At 51.9% G+C, this 16627-nt stretch carries 16 protein-coding genes, 10 tRNA genes and 1 riboswitch; of the genes, 17 read left to right on the forward strand and 9 right to left on the reverse strand.

Annotated features, from left to right (window positions below; translation table 11 throughout):
• Positions 1–64: 64 nt before the first annotated feature.
• The 10 genes from FD30_RS07535 (at position 65) to FD30_RS07580 (ending at position 1042) form a co-directional block, all read left to right on the forward strand.
• Positions 65–155: transfer RNA gene (locus FD30_RS07535), tRNA-Ser, on the forward strand.
• A gap of 13 nt (positions 156–168) precedes the next feature.
• Positions 169–241 (forward strand) — tRNA-Glu (locus tag FD30_RS07540).
• Positions 242–251: 10 nt separating this feature from the next.
• Positions 252–324, forward strand: a tRNA-Val gene (locus tag FD30_RS07545).
• Between the two features lie 27 nt (positions 325–351).
• A tRNA-Asp gene (locus FD30_RS07550) sits at positions 352–425 on the forward strand.
• A 52-nt stretch (positions 426–477) separates the two neighbouring features.
• Positions 478–550 (forward strand) — tRNA-Phe (locus tag FD30_RS07555).
• A gap of 5 nt (positions 551–555) precedes the next feature.
• A tRNA-Tyr gene (locus tag FD30_RS07560) sits at positions 556–638 on the forward strand.
• A 6-nt stretch (positions 639–644) separates the two neighbouring features.
• Positions 645–715 (forward strand) — tRNA-Trp (locus FD30_RS07565).
• Positions 716–728: 13 nt separating this feature from the next.
• Positions 729–801 (forward strand) — tRNA-His (locus FD30_RS07570).
• Between the two features lie 54 nt (positions 802–855).
• A tRNA-Cys gene (locus tag FD30_RS07575) sits at positions 856–926 on the forward strand.
• A 31-nt stretch (positions 927–957) separates the two neighbouring features.
• Positions 958–1042 (forward strand) — tRNA-Leu (locus FD30_RS07580).
• A gap of 464 nt (positions 1043–1506) precedes the next feature.
• Here FD30_RS07580 and FD30_RS07585 read toward each other — a convergent pair.
• Complete coding sequence (locus tag FD30_RS07585; protein WP_024745999.1) at positions 1507–1860, reverse strand: heavy metal-binding domain-containing protein; 354 nt, start codon at positions 1858–1860, stop codon at positions 1507–1509.
• A gap of 348 nt (positions 1861–2208) precedes the next feature.
• On the opposite strand from FD30_RS07585, the gene FD30_RS07590 reads away from it, so the two are divergent.
• A complete protein-coding gene (locus FD30_RS07590) occupies positions 2209–2856 on the forward strand; it encodes a hypothetical protein (protein ID WP_056944526.1) in 648 nt (215 codons plus the stop codon).
• A 36-nt stretch (positions 2857–2892) separates the two neighbouring features.
• Here FD30_RS07590 and FD30_RS07595 read toward each other — a convergent pair whose 3' ends face one another.
• The gene (locus FD30_RS07595) at positions 2893–3234 is read right to left on the reverse strand and encodes a hypothetical protein (RefSeq protein WP_056944527.1); all 342 of its coding nucleotides are present in this window, start codon (positions 3232–3234) and stop codon (positions 2893–2895) included.
• A gap of 100 nt (positions 3235–3334) precedes the next feature.
• Positions 3335–4039 carry a hypothetical protein gene (locus tag FD30_RS07600; protein ID WP_056944528.1) on the reverse strand — a complete coding sequence of 235 codons (705 nt, stop codon included), beginning with the start codon at positions 4037–4039 and terminating at the stop codon, positions 3335–3337.
• A 127-nt stretch (positions 4040–4166) separates the two neighbouring features.
• Positions 4167–4286, forward strand: a riboswitch (SMK box riboswitch).
• On the opposite strand from FD30_RS07600, the gene metK reads away from it, so the two are divergent.
• The 3 genes from metK (at position 4284) to FD30_RS07615 (ending at position 7537) form a co-directional block, all read left to right on the forward strand.
• Entirely contained in the window at positions 4284–5480 is a 1197-nt protein-coding gene (metK, locus tag FD30_RS07605) for a methionine adenosyltransferase (protein WP_056944529.1), read from the forward strand. (Overlaps the previous riboswitch by 3 nt.)
• A gap of 184 nt (positions 5481–5664) precedes the next feature.
• A complete protein-coding gene (locus tag FD30_RS07610) occupies positions 5665–7146 on the forward strand; it encodes an MDR family MFS transporter (protein WP_056944530.1) in 1482 nt (493 codons plus the stop codon).
• A gap of 67 nt (positions 7147–7213) precedes the next feature.
• A complete protein-coding gene (locus FD30_RS07615; RefSeq protein WP_024746005.1) occupies positions 7214–7537 on the forward strand; it encodes a DUF960 domain-containing protein in 324 nt (107 codons plus the stop codon).
• Positions 7538–7608: 71 nt separating this feature from the next.
• Here the strand turns inward: FD30_RS07615 and FD30_RS07620 are convergent, their stop codons facing one another.
• The gene (locus tag FD30_RS07620) at positions 7609–8253 is read right to left on the reverse strand and encodes a deoxynucleoside kinase (protein ID WP_056944531.1); all 645 of its coding nucleotides are present in this window, start codon (positions 8251–8253) and stop codon (positions 7609–7611) included.
• Positions 8254–8413: 160 nt separating this feature from the next.
• Here FD30_RS07620 and FD30_RS07625 point away from each other — a divergent pair, with 160 nt between their 5' ends.
• Positions 8414–9184: a Cof-type HAD-IIB family hydrolase gene (locus FD30_RS07625; RefSeq protein WP_056944532.1), complete on the forward strand. Its 771-nt coding sequence runs from the start codon at positions 8414–8416 to the stop codon at positions 9182–9184.
• A gap of 91 nt (positions 9185–9275) precedes the next feature.
• Here the strand turns inward: FD30_RS07625 and pgmB are convergent, their stop codons facing one another.
• From pgmB to FD30_RS07640, 3 genes are all read right to left on the reverse strand, one after another.
• A complete protein-coding gene (gene pgmB / locus FD30_RS07630; RefSeq protein ID WP_024746008.1) occupies positions 9276–9947 on the reverse strand; it encodes a beta-phosphoglucomutase in 672 nt (223 codons plus the stop codon).
• A gap of 23 nt (positions 9948–9970) precedes the next feature.
• Positions 9971–12685, reverse strand: a complete 2715-nt coding sequence (locus FD30_RS07635) for a glycoside hydrolase family 65 protein (protein WP_056944533.1) — start codon at positions 12683–12685, stop codon at positions 9971–9973.
• 281 nt (positions 12686–12966) lie between these two features.
• A complete protein-coding gene (locus FD30_RS07640) occupies positions 12967–13926 on the reverse strand; it encodes a 2-hydroxyacid dehydrogenase family protein (protein ID WP_056944534.1) in 960 nt (319 codons plus the stop codon).
• A gap of 146 nt (positions 13927–14072) precedes the next feature.
• On the opposite strand from FD30_RS07640, the gene FD30_RS07645 reads away from it, so the two are divergent.
• Together FD30_RS07645 and FD30_RS07650 are read left to right on the forward strand one after the other, a co-directional pair.
• A complete protein-coding gene (locus FD30_RS07645) occupies positions 14073–14288 on the forward strand; it encodes a hypothetical protein (protein ID WP_156652556.1) in 216 nt (71 codons plus the stop codon).
• Between the two features lie 253 nt (positions 14289–14541).
• Positions 14542–15219, forward strand: a complete 678-nt coding sequence (locus FD30_RS07650) for a CPBP family intramembrane glutamic endopeptidase (RefSeq protein ID WP_056944536.1) — start codon at positions 14542–14544, stop codon at positions 15217–15219.
• 51 nt (positions 15220–15270) lie between these two features.
• Here the strand turns inward: FD30_RS07650 and FD30_RS11560 are convergent, their stop codons facing one another.
• Together FD30_RS11560 and FD30_RS07655 are read right to left on the reverse strand one after the other, a co-directional pair.
• Entirely contained in the window at positions 15271–15438 is a 168-nt protein-coding gene (locus FD30_RS11560; RefSeq protein ID WP_156652557.1) for a hypothetical protein, read from the reverse strand.
• Between the two features lie 448 nt (positions 15439–15886).
• Positions 15887–16360 carry a MarR family winged helix-turn-helix transcriptional regulator gene (locus FD30_RS07655; RefSeq protein ID WP_056944537.1) on the reverse strand — a complete coding sequence of 158 codons (474 nt, stop codon included), beginning with the start codon at positions 16358–16360 and terminating at the stop codon, positions 15887–15889.
• Positions 16361–16627 lie beyond the last annotated feature (267 nt).

The following is a 16627-nucleotide window of genomic DNA, read 5'->3' on the forward strand; positions in this document are numbered from 1 at the left end:
GGTAGAGCACCTGACTGTTAATCAGGTTGTCGACGGTTCGAGCCCGCCTGCCGGAGCTTTAGATGGAGAGTTGTCCGAGTGGCTGAAGGAGCAGCATTGGAAATGCTGTAAACGGGTACTAACCTGTTTCGAGGGTTCGAATCCCTCACTCTCCGTTTCCCAAAGTATGACCCGTTGGTCAAGTGGTTTAAGACACTGCCCTTTCACGGCAGTAACATGGGTTCGAATCCCGTACGGGTCATTGTTATCATGGAGGATTAGCTCAGTTGGGAGAGCGTCTGCCTTACAAGCAGAGGGTCACAGGTTCGAGCCCTGTATCCTCCATAAGATAATAGCATAACACTTGATTATGGTCTGTTGGTCCAGTTGGTTAGGACGCCTCCCTGTCACGGAGGAGATCACGAGTTCGAGTCTCGTACAGACCGTGGTTATGTTATTATTAATTTAATACACAACATTACTACATGATGAAATAATGGCTCGGTAGCTCAGTCGGTAGAGCAATGGATTGAAGCTCCATGTGTCGGCGGTTCGATTCCGTCCCGCGCCATTTATGGAGGGGTAGCGAAGTCTGGCTAAACGCGGCGGACTGTAAATCCGCTCCTTCGGGTTCGGTGGTTCGAATCCACTCCCCTCCATCATATAGGGATATAGTTTAAAGGTAGAACTACGGTCTCCAAAACCGTCGGTGTGGGTTCAATTCCTACTATCCCTGTTGTAATGTTATGGCGGTATTGGTGAAGTGGTTAACACACCGGATTGTGGTTCCGGCACGCGTGAGTTCGATTCTCACATACCGCCCTAGATTGGGCATACCCCTTAAGGTTGTTCCAGTCAGATTGGATAGACGATTATGGTGGTATAGCCAAGTGGTAAGGCAGAGGTCTGCAAAACCTTCATCGTCGGTTCGAATCCGATTACCACCTTTGACTGGGTGTATCCAATCAGATATTTTTTGCCGGAGTGGCGGAATTGGCAGACGCGCTGGACTCAAAATCCAGTGACCGTTGAGGTCGTGTGGGTTCGAACCCCACCTCCGGTATCAAGCAACATTATAGTTCGATTTAAAAGAGCAGAAACGTTGACATATCAACGTTCCTGCTCTTTTGTTATGCCATCAAATATATATTCATACATATTTTTGTAAAAGTTTGCTACCTTTTATGCTACCTTTTGATTTTGGGGTAGCAAAAGTAGTCTCACTTTTTAAATCCATTCGCCCGTTAGGGAACAACGGTTTAAACGGCCGTTAATCCCCGTTAGACGATGACTATCGGATTGTAGTAAGGATAGGGGAGACCCGTGATGAAGAGCTTAACAGTTCCAGTACCGCTGTTCTCCGGGCATAATTGCCACATAGACGTCGTCGTTTTCTCCAATAAGTGTCTAACAGACAGACTACGATGATGGGGACTTCTGATCAAGTTCTGTAATAACACCGGTCTCGCTAAAAAGTCCCACCTGCTAGGTAATCAGCAAGTGGGACTTTTAACGGCAACTAAAACGCTACAGCTGCTGTGGTTGAGCGGGATCAGCCTCTACGAACTTAACAGCCGTTCCGTAAGCGGCGACCGACTGCATGTCCGTGCCAATTGATCCGGAGTCAAACCGCATCATGACCACGGCATCAGCGCCTAACTTCTCCGCGTTCTGTCGGAGACGGTCCACGGCGATGTTCCGGGCCTCATCGAGCATTTTGGTATAGTCGCGGATCTCACCGCCGACCACGTTCTTCAGTGCCGCACCCATGTTACGTAAGACGTTCTTAGATTGGGTCGTCAGGCCGAAGACTTCGCCAATGACTTGGTAATGCTTACCAGGAATCTGTTCTGTAGTGGTGACTAAAATTGGGGTAGCCATGTTCATTCCTCCTTGATAGAGCTGTCTCGACTATACCTGAAAGGGGATTCAGACGCAAGTTGCGTCGCTGGTGGTGGCTAGACCAATATTTGCTATTACCATTATTATAATTGGTAAACCAGTTTACAAACCAGCGGTAAACCAGAATGTTTGGTGAACAGGCCGAAATGTTTCTCTGCAAGCGCAATCTTTGCATTTAGGACTTTTAATCACGAACTAGACCACTGATCTCGGCTAGAAAAGTTAATGGCGTCATCCTGAGATTATGATATGCTATGACCATAACGAGGGAAGCTAGTCATTACCTAAGCTGGTCTCGTTTAAACTTATAAAAAGGAGTCATCTGCCATGCAAACCCGTTTTGAGTTTGACCGAATGACGACCGAGCCAAGTATTGTTAGCTCCGAAAAACACGGCGCCATTCCTGTGACAGCTACTGAAAACTTACAAATTCCCCAACTTCCAGCCTTTACGGCCCACCAACGGGCGCTATTAGATCAGTTTTTTGAACTTAACCAACGCTATAAGGACAGTTTGCATCAAGCGGAGGAGAGTCTCACCATGTCGTTGACGACTTATCGCCAGAATCGCATGTGCTACGGCGACATTACGGACGTCGCGTGTTTTCGCCGGGAGTTCTTTGAAACGGTGCACGTGATTTTGAGTTCATCGGTCACGATTGGGTACGAGATGGCCTTTCACGACCAGACGACCCACCGTAAACGCAGCTGGGACCTAGACGCGTTGCTTCGGGTCAAACCAGACCAGGTTGCTAATGGGGACCTGGTGGAGACCATCAGCTACCCGCAGGCTAAGCTACGACTGCGGCGGCATTACGTGGTGCAAAACCAGCATCTGTATTGGCGCACCAATCAAGTGACCCACCACCAGCAGGTCGTTCCGTGGACCGAAGGCTTAATGCTGCTGCAGAAATTTTTGGAACCCCACTCGATCTGGTTAGCCCATCACTTCCTCAGTGTTCAAGCCTATACCTAACAAAAAATGCGATCATCCCGTTAGTGGATGGTCGCATTAGTGCATGGGTGACTGGGTCAACTGAGGGGCGAGTTTAGCACACGTCGTTTTGATTTGACCGCGTTGCAGGTCGGTTGCCGGGACCGTGATCACGTTTTGGTGATCCCCAGGTGTCAGGCTGGCCTGCCAGATTCGTGTTTCGATAATATAGATGACGTGAGGTGCCACGACTTGATTCCAGTGGTGTTCTGCGGTAACTTGACGGTTCGGAAGATGCAGGGCTGCCGCCAGTTGGTGACAGAAGTGGTCGATTAACGCCGCGTCTACGATAGCGTTACCGGTGAGGGTGGGTTGATACTTGCCACTACGAATATCGCCTACCACTTTAATTTCAGGCATTCAGGTTCCTCCATGTTCAAATAATGCCTTATTTTAGCATAAAAGGCGTCTGTAACAGGCTCGTTTAGCGGGAGCTTAGCGAAACTTTAACGATTGCTCCTTAGCGCAGAATCAAGAAGCCAATCAGGAGTTGTACGATGCCCGCCGTGACCAGCTGGTAGCGCTGAGTAATATGTTGGTTCAAGAACCAGTAGCCGCTGACCAGGAGAATAGCGAGAACCGTCTTCCAAGTCAGGGGCAACACTAGGATGGTCAGAATTAAGATGATGGGGGGGACCAGGGTCCAACGCCAATCCTGCGGGTGAACGTAGTAGGGAGCGAAGAAGTTGCCATAGCTGGCGATGATGGGAATCAATGCGATGAGAAATTGGGTGGCGAGATAGTGGTTCCGCAGGAAGAAAAGAATGACGGGAACGCCACACCCGGCAAGAACGCTGAAGACGATCAGGCCGTAGACGGATTGGAGTCCCAGCCGTGGAATACAGGCCAACACCAAAAAGATACACAGCAGAACGGCGAACAATTGAAGTAAGTGATCGTGGGGAGCAGCTAACAGCCCCAGCGTCGCAGCCGCCACAACCAAGATGGGACCGATGTGGGACTGGAACTGGCGTCGTAGGATCAAGAAGTAACCGGCGGCGAGCAAAACCCCGTAACCGCCCAAAAAGCCCTTAGCGGTCCAAGCTAGGGGGTGACCAGTTGCGGCGGTCGAGCCGACCAGCCACCATAAGAGGTTTTGACATAGGGTGAAGAGGACGAGTTGCTGGACGGTCCGATTTTTTAAAAAGGCCTTGAAAGCGGTCATGGAATCGCTCCATTTCAACAAAGATTAGGTTAACTTTAATCATAGTAATTGTGACCGGTCGGGTCAACTTATCCGGTGAATTTCTTAGGGGTTTCTTTGTCAGTTGCGCGGATTTGTGTTAGACTTTTTAAGTTATGAGTCAATTCCCGATAGGATTCACGTCACAGTGAAGCTGCCTTGTAACCGAACGGTGCTTAAGATTATCGGTCAACTTAGCACCCACCATATCTAGGGGGAATATCCATTGCAAGAAAGACATTTATTTACTTCAGAATCCGTTTCTGAAGGTCATCCCGATAAGATTGCGGATCAAATCAGTGACGCCATCTTAGACGCGATGTTGGAACAAGATCCAGACTCACGGGTGGCTTGTGAGACGTCCGTGACCACGGGGTTAGTGCTGGTCTTTGGTGAAATTTCGACCAAGGCCTACGTTGACATCCAAAAGGTCGTTCGGCAGACAATTCGTGAGATTGGGTACACCGATGCCAGCATTGGCTTCGACGGCGATACCTGTGCGGTATTGGTTGCTATCGATGAGCAGTCACCCGACATTGCCCAAGGGGTTGACGATTCACTGGAAACGCGGGATGGCGACACGGACCCGCTGGACCAGATTGGTGCCGGCGACCAAGGTCTGATGTTTGGGTACGCGGTCGACGAAACGCCCGAATACATGCCATTACCAATCACACTGAGTCATGCATTGATGCGTAAGATTGCGAGCTTGCGGAAGTCGGGAACGATTCCGTACCTGCGGCCAGACGCTAAGGCAGAAGTTACCGTTGAATACGACGACAACGACCAACCTATGCGGGTGGATACGGTGGTCTTAAGTACCCAGCATGATCCAGATGTGACGTTAGACCAGATTCGTCAAGACGTGATCGACCAAGTGATCAAGGCCGTGATCCCAGCGAAGTTGTTGGATGACCAGACCAAGTACTTCATCAACCCGACTGGGCGGTTCGTCATCGGGGGTCCTCAAGGGGATGCCGGTTTGACGGGACGGAAGATCATCGTGGATACCTACGGTGGGGCAGCTCGCCATGGTGGTGGGGCCTTCTCCGGGAAGGACGCCACTAAGGTGGATCGGTCGGCCAGTTATGCGGCCCGGTACATCGCCAAGAACATTGTCGCTGCGGAATTGGCGAAGAAGTGTGAAGTTCAGATTGCCTACGCGATTGGGGTCGCCGAACCCGTTTCGGTCTCCATCGATACCTTTGGTACGGGAACGGTCAAGGAAAGCGCCTTGGCAGCTGCCGTACGGCAACTCTTCGACCTGCGGCCTGCCGGCATCATCCAGATGCTCGACCTGAAGCGGCCCATCTACAAGCAGACGGCGGCCTATGGTCACTTTGGCCGGACCGACATTGACTTGCCATGGGAACACCTCGACAAGGTCGACGCTTTAAAGGCAGCCTTAAACCAGAACAATTAAGTGAACAGATGAAAGTCCCGCCAGTCTGGGTTACGCGACTGGTGGGATTTTTTAGGTTCGGGTGGCTTGAGATTTAGACTGAAATCTTGGATAATAGCGCTAATACAGTAAATTTTTTGGGGAACAGCAGTGGGCTGTTTAAAAACGTTGAGTGGTTGGGCCGACGGTAGGAGGATTTTAAAGCATGAGTAAGCAACAAACTAACGTGAAGGTCGTGACGGGGGCCGTCTTCGTCGCCACGTTCATGTCGGCCATTGAAGGGACCATCGTCTCGACGGCCATGCCCACCATCGTGGGTGACCTGCACGGGGTCGCGTTGATGAACTGGGTCTTTTCGATTTTCTTGTTGACCAATGCCCTGGCAACGCCCATCTACGGTAAGTTAGCGGATACGGTCGGGCGCAAGTCCGTCTTTTTGGTGGGCCTCTTGATCTTCGTGGTGGGGTCCACGCTATCCGGTCTGTCGCACAGCATGGAGACCCTGATTGCGTGGCGCGCCCTGCAGGGGATTGGTGCCGGTGCCATTATGCCGGTGTCCTTCACCATCTTAGCGGACATCTACCCCGTTGAGCAACGCGCTCGGGTCATGGGGTTGAACGGGTCTGCCTGGGGGATTGCGGCCGTGGTCGCCCCGTTGTTAGGGGGCTTCATTGTGGACCAGCTGAGTTGGCATTGGATCTTCTTTATCAACATTCCCATCGGGATTATCACCATGCTGCTGATCTGGTTCTTCTTGAACGAAGTGACCGAGCGAAAGCACTTTACCATGGATTGGTGGGGCAGCTTCTGGTTGTCGATTGGTCTACTGGCGTTGATGTTGACGTTCCAACTCTTAGGGGATGGCCAACTGGGCTTCGGCTGGGTTCTAGTGGGCTTGGTGGTCACGATTGCGGCCTTTTGGGCGTTTATCCGTCAGGAAAAGCGGTCCCAGGACCCTCTGATTCCGTTGACCCTGTTTAAAGACCGGACCTTTGTGGTACAGAATCTCATTGCCGCGTTGGTCAGCGGGTTCATTATGGGCTTTGAAGTTTACCTGCCGACCTGGACGCAGGGGTTGTTAGGGTTGCTGGCGTCCCAAGCCGGGTTTGCCATCACGCCCAGTTCGTTGATGTGGATTGTGGGGTCGTTTATTGCGGGTAAGTTGATGTTAAAACATTCGCCGTACCAGATTATTAACCTGAGTCTGACCATCATCTTGGTTGGGGCCGTCACTATGGCTCTCTTACCAGCCTCGGCACCTTTCTGGAGTTTCTTCGTGATTGCGGCCGTCTGTGGGACCGGTTTTGGGATCACCATTACCACCACTACGGTTACGGTCCAGAGTGCCGTCCCAGTGGATGAGGTGGGGGTCGCCACCTCATTTAACACCTTATCGCGAACTCTAGGCCAGACCATTATGGTTTCCTTGTTGGGAATCATCATGAATGTGGCGATGACCCGGGGTGTTGCCAGTCATCCGGGAACGTCGATGGCCATGATGAACCAACTGATCAATCCCCAGACGGCTAAGCAGTTATCGGCTCAGCTGTTACCGACGTTGCACGGCATCCTGTACCAGGGGCTTCACGCCATCTTTATCGCGGGTGCCTTACTGATCGTGGTGTCTTACTTGGTCAACTTCTTGGACCGGCGGAGTACCCGGTCGGTTACGGGTCATCAGGGGTAATTGCTCCCGTTCGCGGTACATTTACGGTATAATTAAGAGGTAATTAGACGCGAGTGGAGGCGAGAAAATGTTTGAAAGTCATCATGCGCGATATGCAAGTTATGGCACCGTGGCGGTTCTGCCAGGCGACATGATTGATGCCGTTTGGGAGATCATTGACGATGATCTGCAGGGGGTCTTTCCCTTGGAGAACTTATTAACGTTTAGGCTCCACAACAATCAAGGCCAGACGACGTTCGAGTACGTCCAGACCGATAATGAGGATGCGAGTCTGGGCGCTGCCTTTGACACGAACTTTGCATACTCCGGTAATTTACCTAAGACGGTCCTCGCCTACGACGACGGCGATAGTCAGATTATTATTCTCCCGTCTGAGACGGCCGGCCATTAACGGGCAATTCAAAAGCGACACATGAGGTCAGTTGACCCCGTGTGTCGCTTTTTTGATGGCTATTTTGTTCTTTATTGAACAGGCGTCCGGATGGCCTTTAAGGCGTCGTCAATCTGGCCTAAGACGATGTCGATGTTGCCCGGTTGGTCTAAGTCGTACTTCTGTAAGTCGATCTTGATCTTAGGACTTACATCGTAGTCGTCGTACCATCCCTTGTAAGCCGTCCACATCTTCTTGTAGTAGGCTTCCAATTCAGGATTGTTTTCGAATTGTTCGTAGTCCCGACCACGCTTCTTGATCCGGTGAAGGATCGTATCGAAGTCTGCGTCAGCGTAGACTAACAGGTCAGGGGCCTTCTTAGGGAGTTCTTGGAGTTCATTCATCATGTTATCCAAGAGGTTTAAGTAGACGCCCAATTCCGTATCCGTGATGTTCCCTTCGGCGTTGTTCTCGCGCGTGAAGAGCGCATCTTCGTAGATTGAACGGTCCAAGACGTTATTGTCGTCCGCCAACGCCTTCTTGATCATACTAAACCGCTTGTTGAGAAAGTAAATCTGCAGCAAGAAGCCATATTGCTTTGGGTTCCGGTAGTAGAGTGGTAACACCGGGTTATCACCGACTGGTTCAAAAAATGCCTGTGTATTCAAGTGTGCCGCAATCTTGCCTGTAAGGGTCGTCTTACCGACCCCAATCATTCCTGCTGTAATAATCACCATGATAGCCCCTCTTTTATTAAAAATACAACCAATAGTGTACCATAAAATCCGGGACCACTACATCTTCATTCACGGAAAACTTTGGGGCAAACCTCGAACTTTGGCTAGTGTTGTATAATGGAAGTGTTGATAAGACTGGATTAAGAGGAGTATTGATTGTATGGAAAAATCAGTTGTTTTTTTTGATTTAGACGGCACGTTATTCGATGACCAGAAGCATGTGTTGCCCGCTAGCATTGCGGCCATTCAGGAGATGCGCAAGCGCGGCGTCCTCCCAGTGATTGCTACCGGTCGGAATATCTTCGAAATTCAGGATGTTTTGGATGCTACCGGCATCGATAACGTGGTCAGCGCTAACGGCAGTTACGTGCAGTATCAGGGCCGTAAGCTCTCCGCAGCGGTCATTCCGGCAACCGTCTTGGCCGACTTAACGGCCTTTGCCCACCAGCAGGGTGATCCGGTAGGGTACTTTAACGCCCAGGGCTTTCGGCTAAGCCAAGCCAATCAGGATACCCAAGACAACTTTAAGCTGTTGCGGTTGAACGCGGTGGTGGACCCAACGTGGTACCAGCACCACGCCATTAACTTCTTGAACGTGTTTAACCGGGACAAGGGCGACTTGTACAACCAGGAGTTTGCCGGCAAGCTGAGCTTTGTCCGGAATAACCCACGGGCCCTAGATACCATGGTCACGGGCGTCAGCAAGCAGACGGGGATTCAGACCTTCTTACAAGAGGCCGGGTTGACCCATGCCAAGACCTACGCCTTTGGGGATGGCTTAAACGATCTCCAGATGTTCGACCAAGTGGATGTGCCCGTTGCGATGGGGAACGGCCTCCCGGAAGTGAAGGCGCAGGCCGCCTACGTTACGACCACCAATACCACGGATGGTATCGTGCAAGGGTTACGCCACTTTAACTTAATTGCTTAAGATGATGCAAACGACATAAAAACCTCGCCCAATTCAGCGAGGTTTTTTGGTTCATCTGAGGTTTAGTTGGCCGTTAATTGACAGCCAGGCGCTAAGCCATGTGGGCTTGGATATTCTCCAGGGTGACCGCAGTGGTATCGGCGAAGACCATGTCGGCAGCACCTAATTCGGTTGCATCGCCAATTCCCAGGGACGTTTCCCCAGCGCCGTTAATGGCTTGGACACCCGCAGCAGCATCTTCTAGGCCGATGCATTGGGCAGGGTCTAAGTTCAGTAAAGCCGCGCCTTTGGTGTAAATCTCAGGGTCCGGCTTGCCATGCTTGAGGCTGGCTGGATCCACAATTTTAGGGAAGTAGTCGGTCAGCTGCAACTTGTTCAAGACCCGTGGCGCGTTCTTGGAAGCGGAAGCCAGGGATAACAGGTAGCCGTGAGCTCGCAGGTCGTCCAAGAAGGCCTGCATCCCAGGAAGAATGTTCGCGGGCGTCATCTTGTCGACTTCGGCCACGTAGTTGGTGTTCTTCTGCGTTGCCAAGGCCACCTTTTGGTCTTGGGTGTACTGATTCTCTAACCCTCCGGCCTTTAAAATCATTTCCAGGGAATCCATCCGGCTGATTCCTTTCAGGCCGTCGCCGAGTTCCTTAGTCCAGGTGACGCCTAGGGAATCAGCCAATTGGTGCCAAGCCGTCCCGTGCAGGACGGAGGTATCGGTGATGACCCCGTCCAGGTCGAAAACGAATCCTTTAATCTCAGAAAATTTTGTCATCTTAGAACACTCCTAGTGGTTATTTAGTAGTTGATTTTAACGGGTTGATGAGCTTTCAGCGCAACCGGTTTGTGCAGAATTTGAAGGGTCGCGGCGTGGTCTGCCGTAACTTGAATCTGGTGGTGGTCAATCGTAAAGGTGTAGCGAATCCCCCGAATCGTCTGCCCGAAGTGTAGGGCCTGCCAGGCTTGAGGCAGGTGGGGGTCAACGGTGATCTGAGGGGCCAGACTATCGACTCCGGCGTAGGTCCGGGTCGCCATCAGGGTGACCGCGCCCATCACCCCTAAGTGGATACCTTCGGCGGTAGTCCCGCCTTGAATGTCGTAGTAGTCTGAGAACAGGGCCTGCGAGTAGAGTCGCCAAGACTGGTCCAGGTGACCCGCCATGGCCGTTAACGCCGCGTACACGATACGCGATAAGGTCGATCCGTGCGTCGTGCGGTCGAGGTAGAACTGCAGGTTCTTAGCCAGCTGGTCTGCGGAAAGGTGATAACCGAGTTGGTCCAGCAACTGCAAGACTTGCGCCTTATCGAGATTGTAGAAGGGCATCAGGGTGTCGGCTTGCTTGGCGACTTGGTAGGCGTCAGGAGTCTTACCTTCGGATTTTAAAATACGATCCATTCGGGAGATATCGCCGTACTTCTTGTGATATTTCTCGAAGTCCAGGGCGGGGAGCTTGAAGTACCCCTCGAACTGGCCGATAATCCCGTCGTCGTTGATGTCCAGCTTCAGGTGGTGTTGGACATCCGTTAGTTGGGTGCGGGTCGCCGCTGTGAAGTGGGTCTTATCCGCCACGTCGCGTTTGGTCGCTGGCTTAGTCGCGTCTAGGACTTGGTCCAATTGGCCGAATAGCCAGGCCACCATCAGGTTGGTGTAAGCGTTGTTGGCCAGGCCCTGAGTGTCGGCGTTAGGGTAGTTTTCGTGAAATTCATCTGGACCCATGACGTGATCGATCGTGTACCGGCCAGACTGGTCGCGATGGGCCTTACTCAACCAGAATTGGGCGATCTCTTCTAGCATTTCCAACCCGTAGTGGTCCATGAAGTCCTGGTCGCCAGTCAGCCGAACGTACATGATCACGTTATAGGCAATGGCCAGAGAGACGTGCCGTTGAAGGGATGAATAATCGGGATCCCAGGTGTTGGTCAAGGGATTCAGGTGGGTGACTTGGGACTGCTCGTCACCGACTTGCCCCGATTGCCAAGGGTACATGGCCCCGGCAAAGCCCGCGGCCTTCGCGTTGGCCTTAGCAGCTGGTAGCCGCCGGTAACGGTACATCAGGAGTTGCCGGGCCAACTGCGGGTCGTGGAGGGCGTAGACTGGTAAATCGAACATCTCGTCCCAGAAGACGTGCCCCCGGTAGGCTTCTCCGTCGAGTCCCCGGGCGTTCACGGAAGCATCGATCTTGCCAGACGCGATGGCTTGCGTTGCGGTGAAGAGGTGGTAGAGGTTGACCCGCGTCAGCTTCTGTGCGGTCACATCGCCCGTGATCTGAATGTCCGCATCAGCCCACCGACGTTGCCAGTAAGCTTGACTGCTGGTGAGCGTGTCGGCGAAGCTGGCGTGAGCGAGTTCTTGGGTCGCAGTCGCCAGTAAGGGCGTGGTGGTCTCACGGTCCGTGAAGAGGACCACGTTCTTCTCAAAGGTATAGGTCTGTTGGGGCACGACTTGAACGGACCGCATCTGTCGCGCCTGCTTTTGGGCTTGGGGCGATTGGTCATCCGGAGCGGTCAGGGCTTTGCCGGGGCCCGTTAAGTGGGAGCCTAAGACCAATTTGACCTGAGAAGTCCGGGTCTGGGCTTCTAAGAAGACGCTATCAGTCTGTTGGCTCATTCCGGTGATCCGCAGGTGACGCTGGTCGAAAGCCTGATAACGGTCGACGTTAGCGTTACGGACGTTGCCATCGATCATCGAATAGACTTGGAGACTGCCTGCAAAGTTTAGCGGAGTAATCTGGTAGCGAATGGCGAAGCGGTGCCAGTCTTTGAAGTTGGCCAGCTTGGTGCTAGTCAGCCGCAACATATGTCCGGTCGGCAACTGGACCAGCATGGTCGTGGTCAAGGTCCCGTTGTGCAGGTTCAAGCTACGGTAGATGTCTTGAATGTCGCTGGCCTTGATCTGAAACGGGTTCTGATGATCGACCCCGAAGGTCAACGCCTGAGCGTTCGGTAGTTTGACCAAGTCTTCGTTGATGACCGCTCGCCCGTTAAGGTTGGTGGTCAGTTGGTCATAGAGCCCGGCGGTATACATCCCCGGGTAGTTGTCCGCGTTAGCGTGGGCTTCCGGATAAGCTCCCCGTAGGCCGAAGAAACCGTTGCCAACTGTCAGCATGGCTTCTTGACCGTAATTCCGCTTGCCTTGATATTGGCCGTAGTAATCGAGGTGCCAAGCCAGATAGTCGCGTTTATCGGCCAAGGCTTGGGCCAGGCCGTGCTGGGCGACCGTCTGTTGACTGACCACGGGGATGTTCAGCATGTTAGTGATGGCTAACCCGATATCGATCCGTTGGTGGTTGATGCCGACCACGGTGTCGGAGAACGGGTAACTCAGCGCATTATCGACGATTGCGGCGTCGACGTCTAACCCGACCAACTTGACTCGGAGATTTTCCAGGTTTTCGCCGATGGTCTGATCCGCATTATAGGCAATGATGAACTGCCGTTGCGGGGGGGTCTGGGCGTCGGGCGCGTAACTGACCTTTAACGAGTCGTCTAACACATGCAGGGTGATGATTTTCAAAAAATGGCTTCCTTTCACTAGATTATTGATGAGTCCTCACCATTTAGCTTAAGCGCCTATCGCCCAAATAACAATTAATTCCCCTTAATTCTAACAAAAATAAGAGCGCTGTCAATGCTTATATCTCGCAATTGCAATCGGTTGCAATTTTAGAGGGTTGACGACGGTCATACTGACCAATCACGTGTCAACTGAGGCCGATAAAAAAACAGCTTTTCGAGTGCCGGTTGGCCAGTCGAAAAGCTGTTTGTGGATACATTGGTGATTTTAACGCAGGTGGTTTAGTTGACCACGTGCAATGGTTCTTCGCCTTGAGCGACTCTGACGGCGTTCTTAGCGACGATCTCCGCCATTGCGTCTCTGGCCTCGACCGTGGCGTTCCCCACGTGCGGCGTCAAGATGACGTTGTCCAAGGCTTTGAAGCCGTCGTCAACGTGTGGTTCGGCTTCGTAAACGTCCAGGGCTGCACCGGCTAATTGGTGAGCGTGCAGTGCGTCTAAGAGGGCGGCCTCGTCGATGACTGGGCCCCGAGCGGCGTTGATCAGGTAGGCGGAGTCCTTCATCTTCTTGAATTCAGGGGCGCCTAACAGGTGGTGAGTCTCATCCGTCAATGGTGCGTGAATCGTCAGGACGTCACTTTGTGCCAATAATTCATCCAGCGTCACGTAAGTTGCGTTGAGTTGGCCCTCTGTGGCGGCATCCAATGGCTTCCGCTGGGTGTAGATGATGTGCATGTCGAAGGCAGCCATCCGCTTGGCAACGGCCTGCCCAATCTGACCCATTCCCAGGATTCCTAGGGTCTTGCCAGCGAGTTCGTGACCCAAGAAGAACAGGGGTGCCCAGCCGGCAAAGCCTTTGGTACGCATCAACTTGTCGCCTTCGACCATCCGGTGCGCCAGGGTAATGATCAGGCCCGTGGTGACTTCCGCCGTTGAGGTCGTGGAGACCTTGGGCGTATTGGTGACGGGGATGTTCTTTTGCCGGGCGTAAGCCACGTCAATGTTGTTGAAGCCGGCGCCGTAGTTGGCGATGAGCTTTAACTGCGGATCGGCGTCGATTACGTCTTGGTCAACCTGAGTGGAAAGGGGCGTGATTAAGTAATCCTTGCCTACGATACGCTTAAGTAATTCGTCCTTGGTGATTAACGCGTCGCCGGTATAACTGTCGACGTCTAACCCGGCCTTTTGCAGGATATTCAGGGCTGATTCTGGAATTGCAGCCGTTACGAAAACACTTGCCATAGATGTCACTCCTTCAAAAGATTTGGTAATACCAACCACCCTTATTGTAATCGTTTTCAAAAAAGATTTCACCTTTTCACCCGGATTTCTCTGTCAGATATGGTAAGATTTGAGACAAAGTCCTACAAGAAGGGAGCTGGGTGTACGTGAAGATTCTTGCTGGTCTGTTAATCGTCAGTTTACCCGCTATGGTGGTGGGGGGAACCGTCTGGGCCATCTTAGCCTGGGCCTTAGTTGGTTGGGCCAAGTGGCTCTTGGCCTTCGGAGGACTAGTGGTCGGGACCCTCTTGAGCTTTGCCCTGTATTGGGTGCTTTGGCCCCGCCCGTCGTTCGATGAGTCAGATGATGATTCAGGGCATTAAAAAAGCCATCGCGATAAATCGCAATGGCCAAAGAGTAAGGTTACAACATAATTGGGGGATTATGTTGTAGAAATTTCATCTACTTTGGGGGAGTAAAATGAAATCTGTCTGTTGAATGAGGACAGAATCCTCACGGCTAAGTTGAAAGTTGGTTCAAACTTATCCGCAACCTCATAGTACCGCAATAGTATAAAAAAATCTATAATTAAGAAAAGTTTTTTTGCTAAATTTTTTAGAAGGGGTCGTTGTTTGTATGCAAAACGAAAAGCGTCCCGCCAATGCGCGGAACTGGTTATGGGTGATTTTGTTGGTTATCTTAGCGAACTTAGTGCAATTGCCCTTGGTACAACTGAGTCACGGAACGACGGGCCACCAGTTGGTCTGGGCAATCATCTACCTGGGCGGCTTCGGCATCGCCGTTGGGTTGGCCGCTTGGCGGTACCGCAAGCTCTGGCGGACCTACCATTACCGGCGGTTGACCCGCCAGGATTGGAAGCTAATGGTCGGGGCCTACTTAGCGATGCTGGTAGCCGAAGAAGGCTTGAACTACTTGAACATGGTCCTAGCACACCAGACCACCACGGCGAATAACCGCGCCATCGCGACTTTGATGGGGCAGAGTCCCTGGGTCATGGTCCTGATGGCCATCACGGCGATCTGTGCGTCACCGTTTCTAGAAGAGTTCACCTTCCGGGGCATCTTGATGGACGGGTGTCTAAGTGGCATGGGCCGTTGGCTACCAATCCTGGCCAGCGCGATTGCTTTTTCACTGGTTCACTTGAGTACCACTTGGGTCAGCGGTCTCCTGTACGCGGTCATGGGGGGCACGTTCGCCTACGTCTACCAACGGACGGGGAAGATTCAGGCGACCATCGTTCTGCACGGCTTCAACAACCTGCTAGCGATGGGATTATTGGTCTTAACGCTCTAGGCGTACCGGTGCTTATCGGTGGATTCGCTCAAGGGCCGCCGTGACTGATGATTACCGGTAGTGGCCTTCATCCGCCTTACCGGTAGTGGCCTTCATCCGCCTTACCGGTTGGGCCTGAAGAGGCTGGAGCGTGGTGGGCACAACTTGAAGCCAAAGAGCGGTCTTCAAGATTGGCCTTTGGGTAAGCCAGCTCAGAACGCTGACTAACCCAAACGACACCACTGAGCCTCTTCAGACCCAACCTCACGGCTAAATTGAGCGTATCAAAAACGGTGTTTCCTGACGTCCGAAATTGGAAATATCAACACGGGGGACTGTTAAAACCAAATAATCAGACCGGGTCTCGAATCAAGTGTATCCATCATCAGATGCTTGGTTGGTTTGTACCATGATTACAAACGCTTGACGGTCTGATTCACACAAACGACCACTGTGACCTTATCCTGTTTAGGATGAGGTTTTTTCATTGATAATAGTCGTCAATAATATGCCTGGATACCGTGGCCTAATGGTGAACACTATGGTTACACGGGGTCCCAGCCTGGTCTGGCCGTCCGGTAAGGCGGATGACGATCACAGCTGTTTGGCTTTACAGAGTTGATCTTAAGATGTTTATGAGGATTAAAAATGCTAGCCAAACTCATCCGTCGATGGGTCAGGCTAGCATTTAGTGTGTCGTTTGTTTGTCGATCAGTTGATTGTCACTTACGTGGTCGAGTTGGTTCTTGACCGTGATGAGATCCGTCATCAGGGTTTGAATCTCGTGGTCGGACATGCCCAACATGGTCTGGCATTGTCCGATGCGTTGGTAGACTTCGTCGCGCTTGGCCGTTGCCATGGACGTCAGGTGAATCAGGACCTGCCGTTCGTCGGTACGACTCCGGACCCGTGTGACCCAACCCTGCTTTTCAAGCCGCTTCAACAGGGGGGTTAACGTGCCACTATCGAGTTCCAGGCGATCACCTAATTGGTGGACCGTCAATGGGGCATCTTCCCAGAGCGCAAGCAGCGCGATGTATTGGGGATAGGTCAGTCCAAAAGGTGCCAAGGCACTTTGATAGAAGTGATTAAATTTTTTACTGGCAGAGTAGATGGAAAAACACAGTTGTTCATCCAAAAGTACTGGTGGGACTTTAGCCATGTCCAAGGCCTCCTTTTATTTCGAATTCAATAGTATTGTATACAATTTAATTGCCATTAGCAAGGAAAAGTGATCACGGCTTGTGAAAAATAAGAGCTCACATTTTTAAGATTCCGTAACATCATCCTGATTATAAACTAGGGTGAACGATAAGTCGACTAATTATTGATAATTTGACTTATTTTTGTGGCCAATACCGATTGGTGCCCGTAAAATCGGGACTGACGCAAACTAAATAGTAGGGGAGATTCCCACAGGACGATCCTG

The organism is Levilactobacillus namurensis DSM 19117, from assembly GCF_001434785.1.
Taxonomy (GTDB): domain Bacteria; phylum Bacillota; class Bacilli; order Lactobacillales; family Lactobacillaceae; genus Levilactobacillus; species Levilactobacillus namurensis.